The organism is Allobosea sp. TWI1241 (assembly GCF_039673065.1).
In the GTDB taxonomy this organism is placed as follows: Bacteria; Pseudomonadota; Alphaproteobacteria; order Rhizobiales; family Beijerinckiaceae; genus Allobosea.
Genome location: NZ_JBDJKW010000001.1, coordinates 110,280 through 128,097 on the forward strand (window position 1 = coordinate 110,280; position 17,818 = coordinate 128,097).

A 17,818-nucleotide genomic window follows, 5' to 3' on the forward strand; every position below is an offset into this window, starting at 1 on the left:
GTTTCCTGTAGGTTGCCATCACGGGGCCTGCCGGGGTCCTGAGGGGCCAAAACAACGGATCGCCCGCCGAGTGTATCGCTCAACGGGCTTTTGCGTTGTTGGTGCAGTGACTGCACCGGAGGCGGGGTTAGCCTTCGCTACTTGAACGAGAACGCCTCGGAGAGCTTGACCCCCGACCACGTGGCATAATTAGACATGCCCTGAATGCCGGCACCGACGACATTGGCGACCATCGCTCCCCGGTTCGGGCTCGCGACGGGAGCCTCCGGCCGTACGGGGTTGACCGGAGACGGGGGATTGATCGGAGCGATAGGGTTGTAGGTCTGGATCGGGATGTTGTAGAGGGCCGCGTCGGCATTCGCCTTCAGCCCCATCGCCTCTAGCGTAAGCTGCCGCATGGTGGCGCTTCGGTTCAGGTTCAGGATGGTTTCATTGTCCCCCTGCTGCCGCGACACGTCGTCGATAAGCTGCTCGACGGTGGACCCTTCGATCCCCTTGGCGTCGGCCGCAACCTGAGCCTTGGCGCGAGCCGCCATGCCGGCCTTCTCGTTGGAGTGGAGGTCGAACGCGGAGGCCATCCCCTCTTCGATCTGGCGCTGCAAGATTTGCGCGTACTTGGCGAAGAGGTTCTTCTGGATGCTCTCGGTCGCATTCTCGACCATTCGGCCCTGACGGTCGAACTCGCTCCGCTGGTACTCCAGCATCTTCCCGCCGTGGTCCACGTCCTGCTGATAGACGACGTTTTGATGCTGGATGATCTCGGCGCGATATTTCTCGTTTATCGCCTCGACCTTGGCGTTATACGCCCGCTGCTCCCATGCAGACTTGTTCTGCTGCTGGAAGCCAACGACCTGCCCGCCGATGCTGGCCCCGGTTGATAGGACGGCGGCGGCTGCGGTTATGCACATGCCAGCGCCTCCATATGGAGCGTGGCGGCTTTACCGCCCCGGACCCGAGCTTGGGTCTCGGGGGAGAATGCGCGGTGAGCGACGAAGACCGGCCCACGCCGCTCATTCTCAAGAACAGTCAGCCGCGCAGCCGCACCTATGGTCCCGCTAAGGTCAACCGTGTCGTGTCCCTCTCGGGACATCTGAAGCGGCGTTGCCGGGGACACGCCCTCCTTTGCGAGGATGCGGGCCGCATCGGTGAATGGAGTTCGCGATGTGCAGAGATGTCTTTGGCCGAGACGCGCGTGATAGCGCCCCCTCCCGGCCGGGGAGATGGTGATGAGCATGGAATGCCTGCTGCTGTGTTTCGGTAGAGGGCGAGAACGGCCGCCAATCAGGCCGCCGCTACCTCACTAACCCGGAGGGCCAAACGGCCGTCCTTGAGCGAGGATGTTACAGGGGCCGATGCTGGCCCGTTGGGGTGACCTTCGGGTGCCGCTTTACGGGTATCGTGATGAGATTATCCCGGCGCAGATCGAGGCCGTTGCGGTTGCGGTGTCGAACCTGATGGCCCTCGGGAGGGCTGACGATCAGGCGGGCGACCCGCTGTGTGTTTAGGGGCCGATGACCGACCCGCACAACGCGGCCGTCGAACGACCAGTTCGGGGAGACACCACGGGCCATGAGGGCGTCGAAGTCGGCGCGGTCGAGAATGGCATGGGCGTTGATCGTGGCGAGCGGTACGCGGACGACCGGAAGGCCGCGCTCATCGGTTCCGTAGCGGGGCGTACGGAGGGCGTTAGGTGGCATGATTTGTTGCGTTGCTGTTTCTCTCATAGAGACAGATCGTGAAGGACGAAGACAGAATTGTCCGGGGGCTTGCGCCCCCTCCGGGGAAGACCCCATCCCCCATGCTGGCCCCATGCCGCCGATGGACGGCCCGCTGGCTTTGGGAAGCCGGCGTGGATTGATTGGAGAGGATCGGTGCAGTGACTGCACTTGAGGTCAGCCCGGAGGGGCGGACGACATCACCCCCGCCCAATCAACATCATCGTAGGATGTAAGAAGGAAGGTTATTAAGGCGGGGAAGAATAAGGGTGATCCCTCCGAGGAAACCGTAACGTCCCCTCAAAGGAAACACTCTTGGATATATAGTACCTGAACCGGGGGGCTCTTCCCTTTCAAGTGGGGGTTAATTGAGTGCAGTACGACTGCACCGGAAGCGCCCGCCGAGAACGCATGTCAGACACCCCGCCTGCTGCATCTAGAGAAGGATGTTGATTGGAGGGGGATGAAGGAGGGGAGGAATGGGAAGAACCATACAGCCTAACTAGAGGGGTATCTTCAAGAAACAGACTAGCCCCCCTACCCCCCATGATGGTCATGAACGATAGGCGGTCGATTGTCGCGACTGAGCCCCCGATAAGAGATGTCGTCTCTTATGTGGAGGTGGGGGTTAATTCAGTGCAGTGCGACTGCACCTATCAATCCATCGGTGCAGTGACTGCACTTTCCCGGCCGGTCGAAGAGAAAGAGCCCCGCTAGGGGCTCCCGAAGATGTTTCTGACAGAGGGACCGTGAACCCTTTGAAGACTTACTAGCGGGCCTTCATTTCCAGTTCGTGGACTCGCATGTCGATGGTGTTATCTCGCTGCTTCAGCTTCTTGATGTCGGCCTCCAACGCCATGACAACCTCCCACGTGTTCATGAGCGTGCTGCTAAGGGTGTCTCTGTCTTGGCGGAGAGACGAAATATCCTGCTTGAGCTTTGCTATTTCCCGCTCCTGCTGTCGCTGCCGCTCAGACACAGAGGGGAATAGCTCAAGGCTTTGAGCCGTGGCGTGGGCAGGAATGCCGGAAGCAGCAAGGAGGATGGCTAGCGGCCGCAGCGCCTTCAAGGTGCTCTTCATGGTCACCCCCGGTTTCCCGAGAGGCGGGGCAGGAAGGCCGCCAGCATCGCAATGGGAGCGAGGATTGGCAGGGCAAAGGCGGCGGGCGTGTCCGCGTTCACCTCCCACCGGCCCAGCCAAACCGTGGTCCCGGTCTGCCGGTCGATGTCGAGACCGAGGCCCATATCGCGGGAGCGGCGGTCAGCCGTGACGAGACCGAGGAAGGGAAGCGAGACGGAACCGAAGCGAGGCATAGCGATAGTCCAAGGCGGCCGGCGGGCTGACAATCAGGCCCGGCAGAATGAGCGGCCGGAGATGTCATGCCGTGGCGGAGTCAGAGCCGTCCAATGACAGTTATGACTCGATCAGCGCCTATCGAGTCACGGCGTTGATAGGTTCCGGAACCGGGAAGGTTACGCTACCGGGCGCATCGCCAGCGGGCGGTTGGGGCTCCCCGGTAGGGATGTAGCCGAGGGGGCTGGAAAGATCGTCTCCGGTGACCCCGTCAGCACGGGAAACAGGCATCGCTGACTTGGGGGAAGTCGCGGAGGCTCGATGATGGTGGAGGTGGCGGATGATATGGCCGAGAACGTGCTATCATCGCCCCGCCACAGGTCCCGCCGCACCTTGAATTTCACTGACGAAACTCTCGACGATCTAACCGGCCTGATCTCGCGCGACTTTGGCCGGCCCCTGTCAAAGTCCGACATGGAAGGCGAGTTGCACGCTTGGCTGCACTATCGTGCCCGCCTGATACCGCAGCGCCCCCGGAAAGCTATTTGGTCGGCCAATGCGCAAGCTGCTGCACTTCGCATCCCGGCGGTGCGTCGAATAGCTGCGGTGTTAGAGGCAGGTGGCGACGTATCGCCGTGGCTCAGCAATCGCGTTCGCATGCGCAAAGACGACAATCAGGCAGACTTGCTCTTCAATGATTGGCAGATCAGCCATTTTCACACTAGCGAGATTTTCTCCACCTCTAGCGGCATTCGGCGGCGCGACGATCTGCTGTTCGCGTTTGTGAGAGCTAATTACGCTGTGCTCTTGGATGTCCTACCTCACAAGGGTTCTTGGACTAATCAAGACCTCATCCGAACCCTTCTTCGTACAAGCCCACGAGATGTCCCCGAGCTACAGGGAATACGTCCTCCGCGTGAACCGCCCGATGGCAACGAGACGAAGCGTCTTCGCGAGGCGCGTATGAACGGGTTCATTGTTATCGAAGACAAGGTTTATATGGCCCCCGGCTTTGGGCTCTCGGGAAGCGGCTCAGCAACAAGGATTGTCCGCTTTGCTGACAAGCTGATGCTCACAATGAGAGACGTAAAAAACGCCATCACTGCTAACAACCCACTCGTGGTCGGCCCGTTAGCAGGGCAGATCGGCCTACCCGTTACCTTGGGGCTACGTTTTCAAGGAGGGTTGTTCACGGTGTATGAGAAGCAGCGTCGCCACGACATCACGCACATTGGCCCGCTGGAATAAGCCTTATCCACCCAGCATCAAACAATGCCCGGCTCCGGTTCCTTTCTAGCTTTCAGGATGCGGTGAACACTGGCTTTGCCGATCCCGAGCCGCCGCGCGATCTCTGACAGACTGACATCCTGCGCCGCCAATTCGGCAACCTGCTCTTCCTTGGCCTTAGCGGTCGGTGCTCTGCCCTTGTACTTCCCCGCCGCCTTCGCCTTCGCGATGCCCTCCCGCTGACGTTCCAACATGATTTCCCGCTCGAACTGCGCCACGCTTCCCAGCACGTTGAGCATCAGGCGTCCGGTAGGTGTCCCCGTATCGAGGTGCATGGACAGGATGCGGAGGGTTGCGCCCTTGGCCTCTATGGTCCCGAGAAGACCCATGAGGTGAGCCATAGAGCGGGCGAGACGGTCCAGCTTCGTGACGACAAGCGCATCCCCAGAGCGGAGGTTGTCGAGGGCGCGGGCAAGCTCCTGCCGCTCCCCTACGTCCACGGAGGACACCTGCTCGACATAGACACGCTCACAGCCTGCCGCAGCAAGATCGCGCTGCTGAGCATCCAAGCCGGCTGTCTGGTCGAGGGTCGAGGTTCTGGCGTAGCCGATGAGCATGACGGGTCCCCATGAGCACTGTCGTTCCGATAGACTCTTAGACATTGCGCCGAATTTCAATGGACCATTTATGTGGAACGAAATGGACTCCATGTGGAACGGTCCATTAGGGCAAGCCCTGCGGAACGACACGCATCGTGCGGCACTGAGCAAGGACGGCCGATGACGCAGGCAGGTAGGGATGTAGCGGCGACACCCAAGGCGGGCCTGCACGGCGCACCCGTCAGCACGGGAAAGGCACATTCGGGGGCGAAGGGTGGCCGCCGCCCCGTCACCTCACCACGGGCGGGCGTGGTGCCTCAACGGTTGCCGAGCGGGAGCTTAGGATGGCCGTAGAGGTATGGGGGGAAATCGCCGCTCGCTCCTACGAGAAGGGCGCTCAGATTTTTGCGTCAAACATCCGGGGGTCTATGCCGCCTCCGACACCGTAGGCCCCTCACCTACCTCTATGCCGAGCGCTTTCCGGGCCTCTGCGGGCAACATCACGGACGCGACGCAGGCCCGCTTGGCTTCCGTCAGTTCGCCCTTGAAGTAGGTCCCGAGCGTGACATCGTTCCTCGGCTGCTCATGGCCCACGACCTGTCTGATAACATGCACCGGCGTCCCCGCCTTAACCGCCTCGGACACGAACCAGCGTCGGAAGGAGTGGAAGTTGACCAGCGACACCGTCTTGCCCGGTGCCTTCTCGTCCACCTCAACACGCTTGCGGAAGCGATAGAAGGCCGCGCTCATGTTGGGGGACCGCTTGCCGAACTTGTCCGGCTCGCCCGCCTCGTCCAATAGCCAATCCTCCGGCCCCTTGCCTTCCCGCCTCCGGTCTACAAGCGCCTGCAAGTCAGGATGGATCGGAACCTTCCTGCGGGCCGCTCTCGTCTTCGTGCCCCGCACGTCGAAGATGCCTTCGGCGCATTGCCCAACCGTGAGCGAACATGCCTCCGCGATACGCATCCCCGAGAGGGCGGCTAGCGCCATAAGGTCGCGCATCCCCGCATCCGGCGCTTTGGTGAAGAGCGTGACCAACTCGTCATCCGTGAAGGGGCGCAACTCGTCGTCGTCCGTCTCGTCATCGAACACCCCCTTGAGGGCGTGCCCTTTCGGGACCTTCGGGATGTCCTGTTCTTTCCACGGGTTGCCGCCTTTCGGAGCGAACCCCTTGCCCGCCAGCCAATCCCAATAGGTCGAGAGCGCAGCCAAGATGTCCCGCATACGGGCTGGACTGAGCTTCTGCTTGTGAAGGGAACTGACATAGCGCCCTGCCACAACCCGCGTGACGCTCTGGACCGTCGAGCCAAGCCCCTCTCCCCCGAGCCAAAGGGCGAAGGAGTCAAGGATGGCGCGATATTCCATCACGGTCCGTGGAGCACGCACCGTGCCCCTCTTGCCCGGCTCAGACAGCCACGTCTCGACATGATGCTTCAGGGGAGTCGCGCGTCCCATCGCGATGTCAGCAAACGCCTTCGCCCGGTCCCTGCCCTCCTCGGCGGCAATCTCCTCGCCCCGCGCTTCAATCGTCTCTCGGACTGTGTCCTCCGCTATGTCCACCTCAACGACAAGCTCGGTGCCTGTGGCGGGGTCCCATACGGTTTCCGGCTGATAGACCGATCCGCCCGGCTTCCGAACGCTTTCCATCTGCTCCCGATAGGCCATTGCTTCCGCCGTCACGGGATCGGTGTCAGCGTTACGGCGGCAGGCGGCATCAATCCGGGCATGAAGTTCCAGCAACGCCTTCGGCAGGCGGGCCTTCGCAACGTGCTTGTCTGGCGTTCCGAGCCCCTTCTTCAGGCGCTTCGCGCCGACCGCCCCGCGCTTTGAAGCGGGAACGTCCACGACTGCTGAGAACCCCCGCCGGCGCTGTTCAAGGTATCCCGCGATCTTCGCCACCCCACACGCTCCCCCACACGTTTCACCCCACACGCATAGCAAAAAGACCTTATGCGTCAATAGGATCAAGCAGTTAGGGTGAGCGTTTATCGAGTTCTACTCGCGCTGATCGGTCGGGACGGGGCGGGCAATCCGCCCGGACCTGCAAGTTTACAAGGGACGGCGAGCGATCGCCGTCCCTTTTTCGTTGCCACGTCGCGGAGTGAGGGCAACTCGCCGCCGACCTTCCCGCTGCCCGCCGGCCCCTCTTGAAAGCCGCCTGTCCCGCACAACATCGGGAACCGCGAAGACTGGCTTCGCGTATCCACATCCATGTTGCTCCAGGAGAATATGGCCATGGCATCCGCGTCTTCCGATGAATTCACGCATCCCGTCGTCGTCCTGACCAGCTTCGGCCGGCCGACCGCGATCGGCACCGCGATGGAAGCCCATATGGTCCTCGTCGACTGGCCGCGGTCGCGGCGCGGCCCCGCCTATGAGGCCGCCGCCGCGGCCTGCCTCGCTGCCCTGCGCGGCGAAACAGCGACAGACGAGGCGAGAGCATGCTTCGTCGCCTGGGCGCAGGAGCGCGGCATCCTCGCACTGGAAGCAGGCCTGATCGCGGCTTCGCGGCGCTCGCCGCCGCGCCGTGCAGCCTGAGCCCATGCAGTTCACGCCCGCCGCGCGATTCCCGCCCTGACGGCGCCAAGGGGAGAGCGTCATTCGCTCTTCCCTTTCTTCCCGGCCGCCCCTAAGCGGCAGGCCGGCCTTTAGCGACCGAGAGACCGATGAAGTTCCTGATCATCGCCGGCGGCATGGTTCTCGCCGCCGCCGTCACCGTCGGCGGGGCGTGGTACAGCTACGTCACCAACACCAAGACGCCCTATCAGGAGGTCGGCATCGAACTGAACAGCCGCATGCCCGGCCCGATCAACCAGTGGGGCTGCGACCGGCTACGCCAGACTTTCGGCAAGTCGCTGCCGCCCTATGGCTGCCAGGCCCCGCAGGGCGACGGCCGCCAGTGGCGCTGAGCCGCCGGCCGACAGAGAAGATCCGTGCCCCCGGCGTCCCGCGGGGGCCGAGATCGGAGCCCGCGGCGCGGCGCTAGCGCCCGCGGCCGGCGCCGCACCGACCGGGACCGCTACTGCCAACGAGAACGAGAGAGCCACCCCATGATCAAGCACGCCCTAGCCGCCCTGGGCTTCGTCGTCGTCGCCTCCGCCGCCCAGGCGCAGACCGTCGGCATCGCGTCCTGCGACGATTTCCTGACGAAATACGACGCCTGCGTTCCGAAAATGCCGGAGGCGCATCGCGCCACGATGAAGCAGCAGCTCGATCAGATGCGCAGCAGCTGGATCGAGGCGAGCAAGTCGCCGCAGGCCAAGGTGCATCTCGAGAGCATGTGCACGCAGACCGCCGAGCAGATGAAGGCCGCGGTCAAGGACTTCGGCTGCTCGTTCTGAACCGTCCCGGCGGAGGGCCATCGCGGCCTTCCGCCCTCTTCCGCCGGCGCCGGCGGCAGGCCGTCAGCCGCCCGTGCTGGTTTCCCAGGTGGCGTGCGTGACGCCCGGCAGCGCCTCGATGGCGACGAGCACCGCGTCCAGCTCCTTCGGGTCGACGGCGGTGTTGACCAGCTTGGCGACGATCTCGGTGCGCCGCTCGCCGCGCGGCGTCGCAACGATGTCCCCCGCCGGATAGCTCGCCTGCGCCAGAAGCTCCGCCAGCGCCTCGCGCACCACCGGCAGCGTCTCCGTCTCGCAGGTCACCACCACCTCATAGGTCGCCTCCGAATGGCGCTCGTGCAGCGGGATGCGGTTGATCGCGTTGACCAGCGGCCGCAGCAGCGTGTTGCCGGCGATCACGAACAACGTCACCAGCGCGCCCTCGGCCAGCATGTCGGAGCCGGTGCAGGCCCCGACCGCAGCTGCGCACCACAAGGTCGCGGCCGTGTTGAGGCCGCGCACGTTCATGCCTTCCTTCATGATCACGCCGGCGCCGAGGAAGCCGATGCCGGAGACGACATAGGAGATCACCCTGACCGCCTCGGTCGAGCCGGCGATGCGCATGGCGAGATCGACGAAGGCGGCCGAGCCCACTGCCACCAGAACCGTGGTCCGCAGCCCCGCCGTGCGCTGGCGGTACTGCCGCTCGGCCCCGATCATCGCGCCGAGGACGAAGGCCGAGGCCAGGCTCACCAGCGTGTCGAGGAAGGGAAAGAAGTCGAAGGTCTGGACGAACCGCACGTGCCTGCTCCCCTTCCTGTAGCCGGCCAAGACGGTCGTTCCGCGCCAGCCGCCTTGGCCGGCTATAGGCAGGGGAGCGTGACGGATCAATGAAAACGGCCGGGCAACACGCCCGGCCGTCGAACCTGCGATGCTTTATCGATGGATCGCTGGGCGACAGCCTCAGTCGCGACCGCCGTCGTCGTCATAACCGCGATCGCGATCCCGGTCGCGCTCATGGCGCGGCCCGCGGCCGCGACGGTCCTCGTAGCGGTGCTCGTGCCAGCCGCCCCGCATCTCGCGCATCTCCCGCATCTTGCCGCGGCCTTCGTGCATCACCTGCCGGAAGGCGCGGCGCACGGTGGTCTTCTGCGTGTCGCTGAGCGTAGTCCAGAGCGGGCGCGCGGCGTCGGCGAAAGCCTTGCTGCGCTCGGCGCGCTCGCTAAGGCGGGCGGCACGCATGTCGATGCGCTCCATCACGTCGGCGTCGCGCATGTGGTCGCGCTGCTCGCGCCATTTGGCGCGGCTCTCCTGCGCCATCTTCATGCCGCGCTTCAGCTCGGCCTCCAGCCTGTCGAACAGCGGCGCTTGTTCCGGGGTCAGCTTCAAATCCTCGCGCAGGCGGGCGAGACGCTCGTCCATGCGCTTCTCGGCGCGCTCGGCCCGGCGCTCGCGCCAGTCGTCACGGTCGCCGCGCTCGCTGCGCTCATGGGGCGGCGGAGGCGGCTTGGCGCCGGGGATCGGCTGCGGCTGTGCGATGGCGAGCGTCGCGGTGACGGCGGCCGCACCGGATGCCAGCAGGATGGCGAGGCGTTTCATGCGGTATCTCCATTGCTGTCCCGCGGGACGGGGATGCGCGGCGGGTCTCGAAACCGTCGGCGATGGGCATGAGGGTGGGCTCGCGATCCTCTCCCGGCTATGGCGCCATCATGAAAAGATCGTAATGTTGGCAAGACGCGCCCGGCGGCGCGAAGTTCCAGGAATGATCCCGCCTTGACCTTGCGAAACCTCATCACCGATGTCCGCGGCATCCTCGTCGGCAATGCCGAGGACAGCACCGCCGCCACCGGCGTCACCGTCGCCATGTTCGACAAGCCGACCATCACCTCCGCCGCCGTACTGGGCGGCGCGCCAGGCACCCGCGACACCGCGCTGCTCGACCCCGGCATGTCGGTGGACCATGTCGATGCCGTGGTGCTGTCCGGCGGCTCCGCCTGGGGGCTGGGCGCAGCCGACGGCGTGATGCAATGGCTCGCCTCGCAGGGGCGCGGCTTCCCGGTCGCCGGCTACCATGTGCCGATCGTGCCGCAGGCCATCCTGTTCGACCTCGCCAATGGCGGCGACAAGCCCTGGGCGCGCGGCGCCTGCGAGGCGCCGCACCGGCTGCTCGCGGCGGCCGCCTCGGCCGAGGCCTCCGCCGATTTCGCGCTGGGCAGCTTCGGTGCCGGCCACGGCGCCACCGTCGCCAATCTCAAGGGCGGCCTCGGCTCTGCCAGCGCCCGCGCCGCCACCGGCCAGATCGTCGGCGCGCTCGTCGCCGTCAACGCGGTCGGCACCGCGACCATCGGCGACGGCCCGCATTTCTGGGCGGCGCCCTATGAGCTCGACGACGAATTCGGCGGGCGCGGCTCACCGGCCAGGCTCTCGGCCGACGATCTGGCGCTGCGCTTCAAGGGCGGGCCGGGCGCCAACACCACGATCGCGTTGGTCGCCACGGACGCGACGCTGACAAAGTCGCAGGCAAAGCGACTGGCGCTGGCGGCGCATGACGGCCTGGCCCGGGCGCTGCGCCCGGTCCATGCCCCGCTCGACGGCGACGTCGTCTTCGCCGCGGCAACCGGCTATAGCGGCGCCCCCTCCGACGCCTTCGCCCTCACCGAGCTCTGCGCCACCGCGGCCGACGTGCTCGCCCGCGCGGTCGCCCGCGGGGTCTATGCGGCGACTGCGCTGCCCTTTGCCGGGGCGCAGCCGTCATGGAAGGATCGTTTCGGCGGCTGAACCGGATCCTTTGCCGCAGAAAGGATTACGAAACCATTGACCGGTAACGATTGAGACGGCCTGACGGCGTCCCGACTCTCCACGCCGCAGCCCGATGGCGCCCGCCGGCGCCGGCCGCGATCACGGAGGCTGGATGCGGGAACTGCTGTTCGGCACCGTGGTGGGATCGGCGATGGCCGCGGGCCTGTTGCTGCTCGCCGCCAGACCGGTCGAGGGACGCCCCGTCGTCGCGCTCTTCTCGCCCGGCACCAGCGACGCGGCCATGGCCGGCGCGGTCGCCACCGCCGGCGGCGCGATCATGGGCCTCAGCGACAGCCGCCCGATCGTGGTGAGCCAGGGCCCGCAGACGGACTATGCCGACCGCCTCTACGCCGCCGGAGCCTGGCTCGTGCTCGACGCCAGCCTGGCGCGTCTCTGCGCCGACATTTCGCCTCGCTCCGGGAGCCCTTCATGACGCTCGTCGAGGATTTCCGTGCCCGGTTCGGCCGCCTGGTGATCATGCTGCTCTGGCTGCAGGCCGCCCTGGTTGCGGCCGCGGCCAGCGCCGTCGACGCCCAGCGCTGGGACCTGATCGGCGCCGCGGTGACGCTGGCCCTCATATCGACCCTGCTCTGGATGCTGCGCGGCCCGGCCGCCGTGACGCGCCAGGTCAGCGCGCTCGCCGCGATCGGCCAGGTCATGGTCGTGCTCTATGTCGTGGCGGGCCATCCCTACCAGCCCGACATGCATATGAGCTTCTTCGCGGTGCTGGCGATCCTCGCCGGCTGGCTGGACTGGCGCATCTTCGTCACCACCGCGATCGCCATCGCCGTGCATCACGCCGGGCTCAACCTGATCTATTCCGACGGCGTCTTCCCCGGCGGGCCGGACGGCCGCCGCGTCCTGCTCCACGCTGCGATCGTCGTGCCGCAATGCGCCGCGCTGGCCTGGCTGGTGCACATGCTCGAATCGGCGCTGGTCACCGCCGGTCTGGAGAACCGCCGCGCCAACGAGGCGCGCCGCATCGCCGAGAAGGCCGAGCGCGACCTCGCCGAGAGCGCGCTGCACGCCGCGCTCGAGCGCCAGAAGCTGGTGCTGGAGATCGCCGACGACCTCGAGCGCGAGATCGCCGGCATCGCCAGCGACGTGCACGCCTCGGTCGAGCCGCTGCGCACCGCCGCAAGGCAGATGTCGGACGGCGCCAACCGCGTCCACGAGGGCGCGCGCGCCGCCGGCACCTCGGCCGAGAAGGCCTCCGACACCGTCTCGGCGGTCACGGTCGCCACCAACGACCTCGCCGACGCCATCGCCGACATCCGCGAGCAGGTCGGCGCCACCACGCGCGTCGTCGCCTTCACCACGGGCAATGCCCGCAACGTCGTCAGCACCGTCAACCAGCTCTCGCTCAAGGCCGAGGATATCGGGCAGATCGTCAGCCTGATCTCGACCATCGCCGAGCGCACCAACCTGCTCGCCCTCAACGCCTCGATCGAGGCCGCCCGCTTCGGCGCGCAAGGCCAGGGCTTCGCCGTGGTGGCGCAGGAAGTGAAGGCGCTGGCCGGCCAGACCAGCCAGGCCACCGCCGACATCCAGAAGCGCATCGAGGCGATCCGCGGCTCGGGCACAGAGGCGGTGCGCGCCATCGAGGTGATGGAGCAGTCGATCACCTCGCTGAACAGCGTCTCCGCCTCGGTCGCCGCCTCGATCATCCAGCAGGACCACGCCACCTCCGGCATCGCCGGCACGATCCGCGTCACCGCCAGCGAGGCGGCCGGCGCCTCCGAGGCCATCCGCCGCGTCACCGGCATCGCCAACGAGACCGGCTCGGCCGCGGGCTTCGTCGCCGAGGCGGCCGACAACCTCGCCGCCCAGGCCTCGCAGCTCGACGACCAGGTCCGCTGCTTCCTGCAGCGCATCCGCAACGCCGCCTGAGACGCGGCTCTTCCCCCCGCGCCCGCGGAGGCCTATGACGGCGCCATGTCGACCGACGATTTCCTTGCCCGCTTCGGCGCTGCCGGCCAGCGCCAGCCCGATCCCGTCGCCGCCGCCCAGCTGGCGATGCGAAACGCTTTGCCCAAGCGCTTCTACGCGCAGGCTGCCGTCTCGGAGCAGGACGGGCTGTTCCATGTCGCGCTCGACGGCCGCACAGCCCGCACGCCGGCGCGCCGGCCGCTCGCCGTCACCTCGCGCCCCGTCGCCGAGGCGCTCGCCGCCGAATGGCAGGCGCAGGACGGCCAGATCGATCCCGCCCGGATGCCGCTGACCCGGCTGGTCAATTCGGCGATCGACGGCGTCGCAGACCAGCAGCAGGCGGTGCGCGACGAGATCGTCCGCTATGCCGGCAGCGACGCGCTCTGCTACCGCAGCGGCGAGCCGGAGGCGCTGGTCGCGCGCCAGGACGCGGTCTGGAATCCGATCATCGCCGCGCTCGAGGCGCGGCTCGGCGCGCGCTTCGTCATGGCGCAGGGCATCGTCTTCGCGGCGCAGCCCGAGCCGGTTCTGTCAGCGGTGGCGCGCCGCGCCGGCACGATCCCCGGCCCGCTCGCGCTGGCCGGCGCGCATGCGGTGATGACGCTGACCGGCTCGGCCATTCTGGCGCTCGCCATGGCCGAGGGGCTCATTGCCCCCGATGCCGCCTGGGACGCCGCCCATCTCGACGAGGATTATCAGAGCGAGATCTGGGGTGGTGACGAGGAAGCGGCCGAACGCCGTGCCGCACGCCGCACCGAGTTCGACGCCGCAGCCCTGCTGCTGGCGCAGGGCTGAGCCAAGGCAGAGACGGCCAGGCCCGCGAGACGGCAATCCGTCTCGGGCTGGGAAGAGGCCTATGGTCGGGCTCTTGAAGCGCGAGAGCGCTACGCCGTGCAGCCGGATCGCCGGCCGCCTCCCCCCATGAGACAGAGCCGGCACGCCAGGCGCGACCGCAATGGCCGGTCAGACCGGGACAGGCGCCCCGATCAGCAGCGGCGAGACAGGAGCAGGCGCGCCGCCTATTCCCACTCACTTGTCAACGAGCAGAAAAAAATACGTGATTTCAGCGCGTTAGAGTGGTTCGATTTTCTCCATACCATGCGAAATGCCATGTTTGAGAAGCCTGTTTTCAGGAGCGAATTTTTGCCCCGAACCCAGTCACTTCCACTACGAGAGTCTAGGGGCAGGCGGCTTGCCGACCTCGCTGCGCTTCACTATTTTCGACCACGGCTGACGATAGGAGCACCGGAAGTCCGCTTTGGACCAATGGACCCCATGGGACGCTTTGGCATTCCGGCAATTCGGGATTACCTGGGCTTAGAAGACGCTTGCACGCAAGTGAAGGATGGTCGGCCATATTGATGGAGGCGCTGATGAAGCACTTCAAAAATATCCTTGGCCTCATCCGCAAGTACGGACCGAAGGCCTTTGTGATCTACAAGATTGCAAAGGAAATCGTGAAGTTTGCGGATGAGGTCCTCTTCTACAAATGTCGCACATCAACTACGAGTACCGCTATCAGATAAAGCCGGGCCGATTTGTCTATGTCCAAACCAAGTCATCTGCGGTTTTAGGTCGAGCCATAATCAAGCAAGTTTCAAAGAGATATAAGCCAAACCGGATTTTTTATCATTTTCAGCGCATGGGCGGTCACGTCGCAGCGCTTCGCCTTCATCAGAGTAGCGCATTCTTCTCGCGCTTCGATATCGAAAATTTTTTCGGACAGGTTACTCGATCGCGCATTGCGCGGTCGCTGCGGCAGATTGGGGTACCGCATCGACGCGCCTTCAACATCGCCGTTGAGTCCGTCGTTGTCGAAGGAGCAAACAAAGTTGTTCCCTTTGGATTTTGCCAATCGCCCGTACTGGCCACGGTCGCCCTTGAGTTTTCATTGCTTGGAAGCGCCCTCAGACGAATTTCGGATGCTGGTTTTCTTGTCTCAGTTTATGTGGACGACATCATCATCTCCGGGGACGATCAGAACGCGCTTGAAACCGTTTCCCTCGAACTGATTGATGCAGCTTCGGCATCAAAATTCCCGCTGTCCACGTCGAAGCGAACGATTGCAGCTAGCACTGTCGAGGCCTTCAATTGCCAGATAGATCATCACTTGATCACGGTTCTGGATGATCGAATGGACCGCTTTGCGTCCGACCATCGCGGCGGAACGCCTGCGGCAAAAGCCGCCATAGAGAAGTACGTCAACGCGATCTCCCCCGCAGAGCTGGCACGGCTCAACGCGCTACTCTGATTGACAACTAGGGTAGCAGGCGACCAGCTTCTGCCAGCTTCAACCGCAGCCTGATGATCTCCTGGGCTGCATCCCCGACAAGCTGGTGAACATGGTCATCGTCGCGCGCACTGCCTACGTGAGCGCTCGACCGCCAACGCTTAAGTGCCTCAGCCCTTTCCTGCTCTTCCTGGCGAAGACGGTAGAGAATGTCGTCGGAGCTAACGCGGAGAACGTCTTCGGGGGTCACGCTGCAAGTTCCTGAGGAGTGTCTACGGTGTCGCCCAGCTTTGAAGCCACGTAGCAGCGCATGGCGGCTATTAGATGTGTTTCGCCCTCGGCTATGCAGTCCCCTTTGGATTGAAGCTCACCCGATCTATCAAGATAGCCTTTGTGAAAGGCTTCCCATTCGCCAATCAGCTCGTCGTACACCGCCACAATGCGCTCGCGCTCGATGATCGGACCGCCATGCGCCCAGTTGGTGGACGGAGCATAGGCTTCTTCGCGTTCCAGACCCACGAACCAGTGATCCTTGTGCCTCAATGGGACTTTCCTCTCGGCCTTCGCCACCCAGTAATCCAGCAGCCCTCCGGCCAATTCGTTCGTCTTCATACATCTCCTTGACTAAATTCACCAGTCTACGCATAGACAATGGCGCGATTTCAAAGCAATGGTGTGACATTACTTTAGCACATGCTTCGGTCGGTGTGTGGTTGGATTTGAGACTCTCCAGGATCGGCTCCTTGATGACGCGGCCAAGTCATCAACAAGGTGACGGAGCCGGACCCACCCCAAGCCTTTGAAGTTGTTTCACTAACTCCAGATCGCCATGGTATCGGCGCCAAATTCGATACCATGAAATGAGGCGAGCCAAATTTTCTTGACGCAGCAACGAGTTGACTAGCGTCAATACCATGATCGAGAACCTTGGTGGCCTATGGTATCGGAACACCGCCCGACAAGCATCTCGCACCGTACCATGAACCAGCCCAAGAACTGTCCTGAGCACGCCGCGAATATTTCTCTCTGAGTACATCACACAGAGCATAAAAAAGCCCGCAATCACGCGGGCTTAGTGCATATCATCTTTGAGATTACTGAATCTATTCTTACAAGAATAGGAAAATAACCCTCACTCCCACTCGATCGTGCCGGGCGGCTTGCTCGTCACGTCGTAGACGACGCGGTTGATGCCCTTGACCTCGTTGATGATGCGGGTCGCGGTGCGGCCGAGGAAGGCCATGTCGTAGGGGTAGAAATCCGCCGTCATGCCGTCGACAGAGGTCACGGCGCGCAGCGCGCAGACATGGTCGTAGGTGCGATGGTCGCCCATGACGCCGACGGTGCGCACCGGCAGCAGCACGGCGAAGGCCTGCCAGATCACGTCGTAAAGCCCGGCCTTGCGGATCTCGTCGAGATAGATCGCGTCCGCCTTGCGCAGGATGTCGAGCTTCTCGCGGGTGATCTCGCCCGGGCAGCGGATGGCGAGCCCCGGACCCGGGAAGGGGTGACGGCCGACGAAGGCGTCGGGCAGGCCGAGCTCGCGGCCGAGCGCGCGCACCTCGTCCTTGAACAGCTCGCGCAGCGGCTCGACGAGCTTCATCTTCATGCGCTCGGGCAGGCCGCCGACATTGTGGTGGCTCTTGATGGTGACCGAGGGGCCGCCGGAGAAGGAGACGCTCTCGATCACGTCGGGATAGAGCGTTCCCTGCGCCAGGAAGTCGGCGCCGCCGAGCTTGATCGCCTCGGCGTCGAACACGTCGATGAACAGCCGGCCGATGGTCTTGCGCTTGGCCTCCGGGTCGGCGCCGCATTTGGCGAGCTCGCCGAGGAACAGCTCCTCGGCTTCGACATGGACCAGCGGGATATTGTAGTGGTCGCGGAACAGGGTGACGACCTCTTCGGCCTCGCCCTGGCGCATCAGGCCGTGATCGACGAAGACGCAGGTGAGCTGGTCGCCGATCGCCTCGTGGATCAGCACCGCGGCAACCGCGGAATCGACGCCGCCCGACAGGCCGCAGATCACGCGACCGAGGCCGACCTGCGCCCGGATCTTGGCGATCGCCTCGGCGCGATAGGCCGCCATTGTCCAGTCCGGCGTGCAACCGCAGATCTCGACGACGAAGTTGCGCAGCAGCTTGGCGCCGTCGGGCGTGTGCACCACCTCGGGGTGGAACATGGTGGAATAGAAGCGCCGCGCCTCGTCGCTGGCGATGGCGAAGGGCGCGTTCTCCGAGGTCGCCTTAACCGTGAAACCCTCCGGCAGCCGCGTGACGCGGTCGCCATGGCTCATCCAGACGGGGTAGCGCGCGCCCTGCTCCCAAAATCCGGCGAACAGCGCCGACGGCTCGCGGATCTCGATGTCGGCGCGGCCGAATTCGGCGGCGTGCCCGCCCTCGACCTTTCCGCCGAGCTGGTGCGCCATGGTCTGCTGGCCATAGCAGATCCCGAGCACCGGCAGGCCGGCGGAGAAAACCGCCTCCGGCGCGCGCGGCGAGCCCTCGTCCGCCACGGAAGCCGGCCCGCCCGAGAAGATGACGCCGCGCGGCTTCATCCGCTCGAAGGCCTCTGCCGCCGCCTGGAACGGGGCGATCTCGCAATAGACGCCGATCTCACGCACGCGACGCGCGATGAGCTGCGTCACCTGGCTGCCGAAATCGATGATGAGGATGGAGTCGTGGTGGGGCTTGACGGTCATGGCGATC

General features: G+C 64.8%; 19 protein-coding genes. 9 read left to right on the top strand and 10 right to left on the bottom strand.

Features of this window, described 5'->3' with window-relative positions; all coding sequences use genetic code 11:
* Window positions 1–137: 137 nt before the first annotated feature.
* From ABE438_RS00575 to ABE438_RS00590, 4 genes are all read right to left on the bottom strand, one after another.
* Window positions 138–908, bottom strand: a complete 771-nt coding sequence (locus ABE438_RS00575; RefSeq protein WP_346500190.1) for a virion core protein, T7 gp14 family — start codon at window positions 906–908, stop codon at window positions 138–140.
* 432 nt (window positions 909–1,340) lie between these two features.
* A complete protein-coding gene (locus tag ABE438_RS00580; RefSeq protein WP_346500192.1) occupies window positions 1,341–1,724 on the bottom strand; it encodes a hypothetical protein in 384 nt (127 codons plus the stop codon).
* A gap of 760 nt (window positions 1,725–2,484) precedes the next feature.
* Window positions 2,485–2,802: a hypothetical protein gene (locus ABE438_RS00585; protein ID WP_346500194.1), complete on the bottom strand. Its 318-nt coding sequence runs from the start codon at window positions 2,800–2,802 to the stop codon at window positions 2,485–2,487.
* Window positions 2,799–3,029 (bottom strand): hypothetical protein, encoded by a 231-nt coding sequence (locus tag ABE438_RS00590; protein WP_346500196.1) that lies wholly within the window; start codon window positions 3,027–3,029, stop codon window positions 2,799–2,801. Before ABE438_RS00590 ends, ABE438_RS00585 begins: the two co-directional genes overlap by 4 nt.
* A 301-nt stretch (window positions 3,030–3,330) precedes the next feature.
* On the opposite strand from ABE438_RS00590, the gene ABE438_RS00595 reads away from it, so the two are divergent.
* Entirely contained in the window at window positions 3,331–4,257 is a 927-nt protein-coding gene (locus ABE438_RS00595) for a hypothetical protein (protein WP_346500198.1), read from the top strand.
* 17 nt (window positions 4,258–4,274) lie between these two features.
* Here ABE438_RS00595 and ABE438_RS00600 read toward each other — a convergent pair whose 3' ends face one another.
* Both ABE438_RS00600 and ABE438_RS00605 read right to left on the bottom strand, forming a co-directional pair.
* Window positions 4,275–4,853: a recombinase family protein gene (locus ABE438_RS00600; RefSeq protein WP_346500199.1), complete on the bottom strand. Its 579-nt coding sequence runs from the start codon at window positions 4,851–4,853 to the stop codon at window positions 4,275–4,277.
* Window positions 4,854–5,261: 408 nt separating this feature from the next.
* Entirely contained in the window at window positions 5,262–6,734 is a 1,473-nt protein-coding gene (locus ABE438_RS00605) for a tyrosine-type recombinase/integrase (protein WP_346500201.1), read from the bottom strand.
* Between the two features lie 336 nt (window positions 6,735–7,070).
* Here ABE438_RS00605 and ABE438_RS00610 point away from each other — a divergent pair, with 336 nt between their 5' ends.
* The 3 genes from ABE438_RS00610 to ABE438_RS00620 all read left to right on the top strand — a co-directional run bounded on the left by ABE438_RS00610 (window position 7,071) and on the right by ABE438_RS00620 (window position 8,176).
* Window positions 7,071–7,373: a DUF982 domain-containing protein gene (locus tag ABE438_RS00610; protein ID WP_346500203.1), complete on the top strand. Its 303-nt coding sequence runs from the start codon at window positions 7,071–7,073 to the stop codon at window positions 7,371–7,373.
* Between the two features lie 128 nt (window positions 7,374–7,501).
* Window positions 7,502–7,744, top strand: coding sequence for a hypothetical protein (locus ABE438_RS00615; RefSeq protein WP_346500205.1), 243 nt, complete (start codon window positions 7,502–7,504; stop codon window positions 7,742–7,744).
* A gap of 141 nt (window positions 7,745–7,885) precedes the next feature.
* Entirely contained in the window at window positions 7,886–8,176 is a 291-nt protein-coding gene (locus ABE438_RS00620) for a hypothetical protein (protein ID WP_346500207.1), read from the top strand.
* A 63-nt stretch (window positions 8,177–8,239) separates the two neighbouring features.
* Here the strand turns inward: ABE438_RS00620 and ABE438_RS00625 are convergent, their stop codons facing one another.
* Both ABE438_RS00625 and ABE438_RS00630 read right to left on the bottom strand, forming a co-directional pair.
* Window positions 8,240–8,956 (bottom strand): MgtC/SapB family protein, encoded by a 717-nt coding sequence (locus ABE438_RS00625; RefSeq protein WP_346500209.1) that lies wholly within the window; start codon window positions 8,954–8,956, stop codon window positions 8,240–8,242.
* A gap of 162 nt (window positions 8,957–9,118) precedes the next feature.
* Window positions 9,119–9,754 carry a Spy/CpxP family protein refolding chaperone gene (locus ABE438_RS00630; RefSeq protein WP_346500211.1) on the bottom strand — a complete coding sequence of 212 codons (636 nt, stop codon included), beginning with the start codon at window positions 9,752–9,754 and terminating at the stop codon, window positions 9,119–9,121.
* Between the two features lie 180 nt (window positions 9,755–9,934).
* Between ABE438_RS00630 and ABE438_RS00635 the strand changes: the two genes are divergently transcribed.
* From ABE438_RS00635 to ABE438_RS00655, 5 genes are all read left to right on the top strand, one after another.
* Window positions 9,935–10,933, top strand: coding sequence for a P1 family peptidase (locus ABE438_RS00635; RefSeq protein ID WP_346501014.1), 999 nt, complete (start codon window positions 9,935–9,937; stop codon window positions 10,931–10,933).
* A 133-nt stretch (window positions 10,934–11,066) separates the two neighbouring features.
* Complete coding sequence (locus tag ABE438_RS00640) at window positions 11,067–11,387, top strand: hypothetical protein (protein WP_346500212.1); 321 nt, start codon at window positions 11,067–11,069, stop codon at window positions 11,385–11,387.
* The gene (locus ABE438_RS00645; RefSeq protein ID WP_346500214.1) at window positions 11,384–12,844 is read left to right on the top strand and encodes a methyl-accepting chemotaxis protein; all 1,461 of its coding nucleotides are present in this window, start codon (window positions 11,384–11,386) and stop codon (window positions 12,842–12,844) included. The genes ABE438_RS00640 and ABE438_RS00645 overlap by 4 nt, the downstream gene beginning before the upstream one ends.
* A gap of 45 nt (window positions 12,845–12,889) precedes the next feature.
* Complete coding sequence (locus tag ABE438_RS00650) at window positions 12,890–13,678, top strand: ATP12 family chaperone protein (protein WP_346500216.1); 789 nt, start codon at window positions 12,890–12,892, stop codon at window positions 13,676–13,678.
* A gap of 694 nt (window positions 13,679–14,372) precedes the next feature.
* Window positions 14,373–15,134 (top strand): reverse transcriptase domain-containing protein, encoded by a 762-nt coding sequence (locus ABE438_RS00655; RefSeq protein WP_346500218.1) that lies wholly within the window; start codon window positions 14,373–14,375, stop codon window positions 15,132–15,134.
* A 225-nt stretch (window positions 15,135–15,359) separates the two neighbouring features.
* On the opposite strand, the gene ABE438_RS00660 is transcribed toward ABE438_RS00655, so the two are convergent.
* Window positions 15,360–15,725, bottom strand: a complete 366-nt coding sequence (locus tag ABE438_RS00660; RefSeq protein ID WP_346500220.1) for a phage protein NinX family protein — start codon at window positions 15,723–15,725, stop codon at window positions 15,360–15,362.
* 520 nt (window positions 15,726–16,245) lie between these two features.
* Window positions 16,246–17,811: a glutamine-hydrolyzing GMP synthase gene (guaA, locus tag ABE438_RS00665; protein ID WP_346500222.1), complete on the bottom strand. Its 1,566-nt coding sequence runs from the start codon at window positions 17,809–17,811 to the stop codon at window positions 16,246–16,248.
* Window positions 17,812–17,818 lie beyond the last annotated feature (7 nt).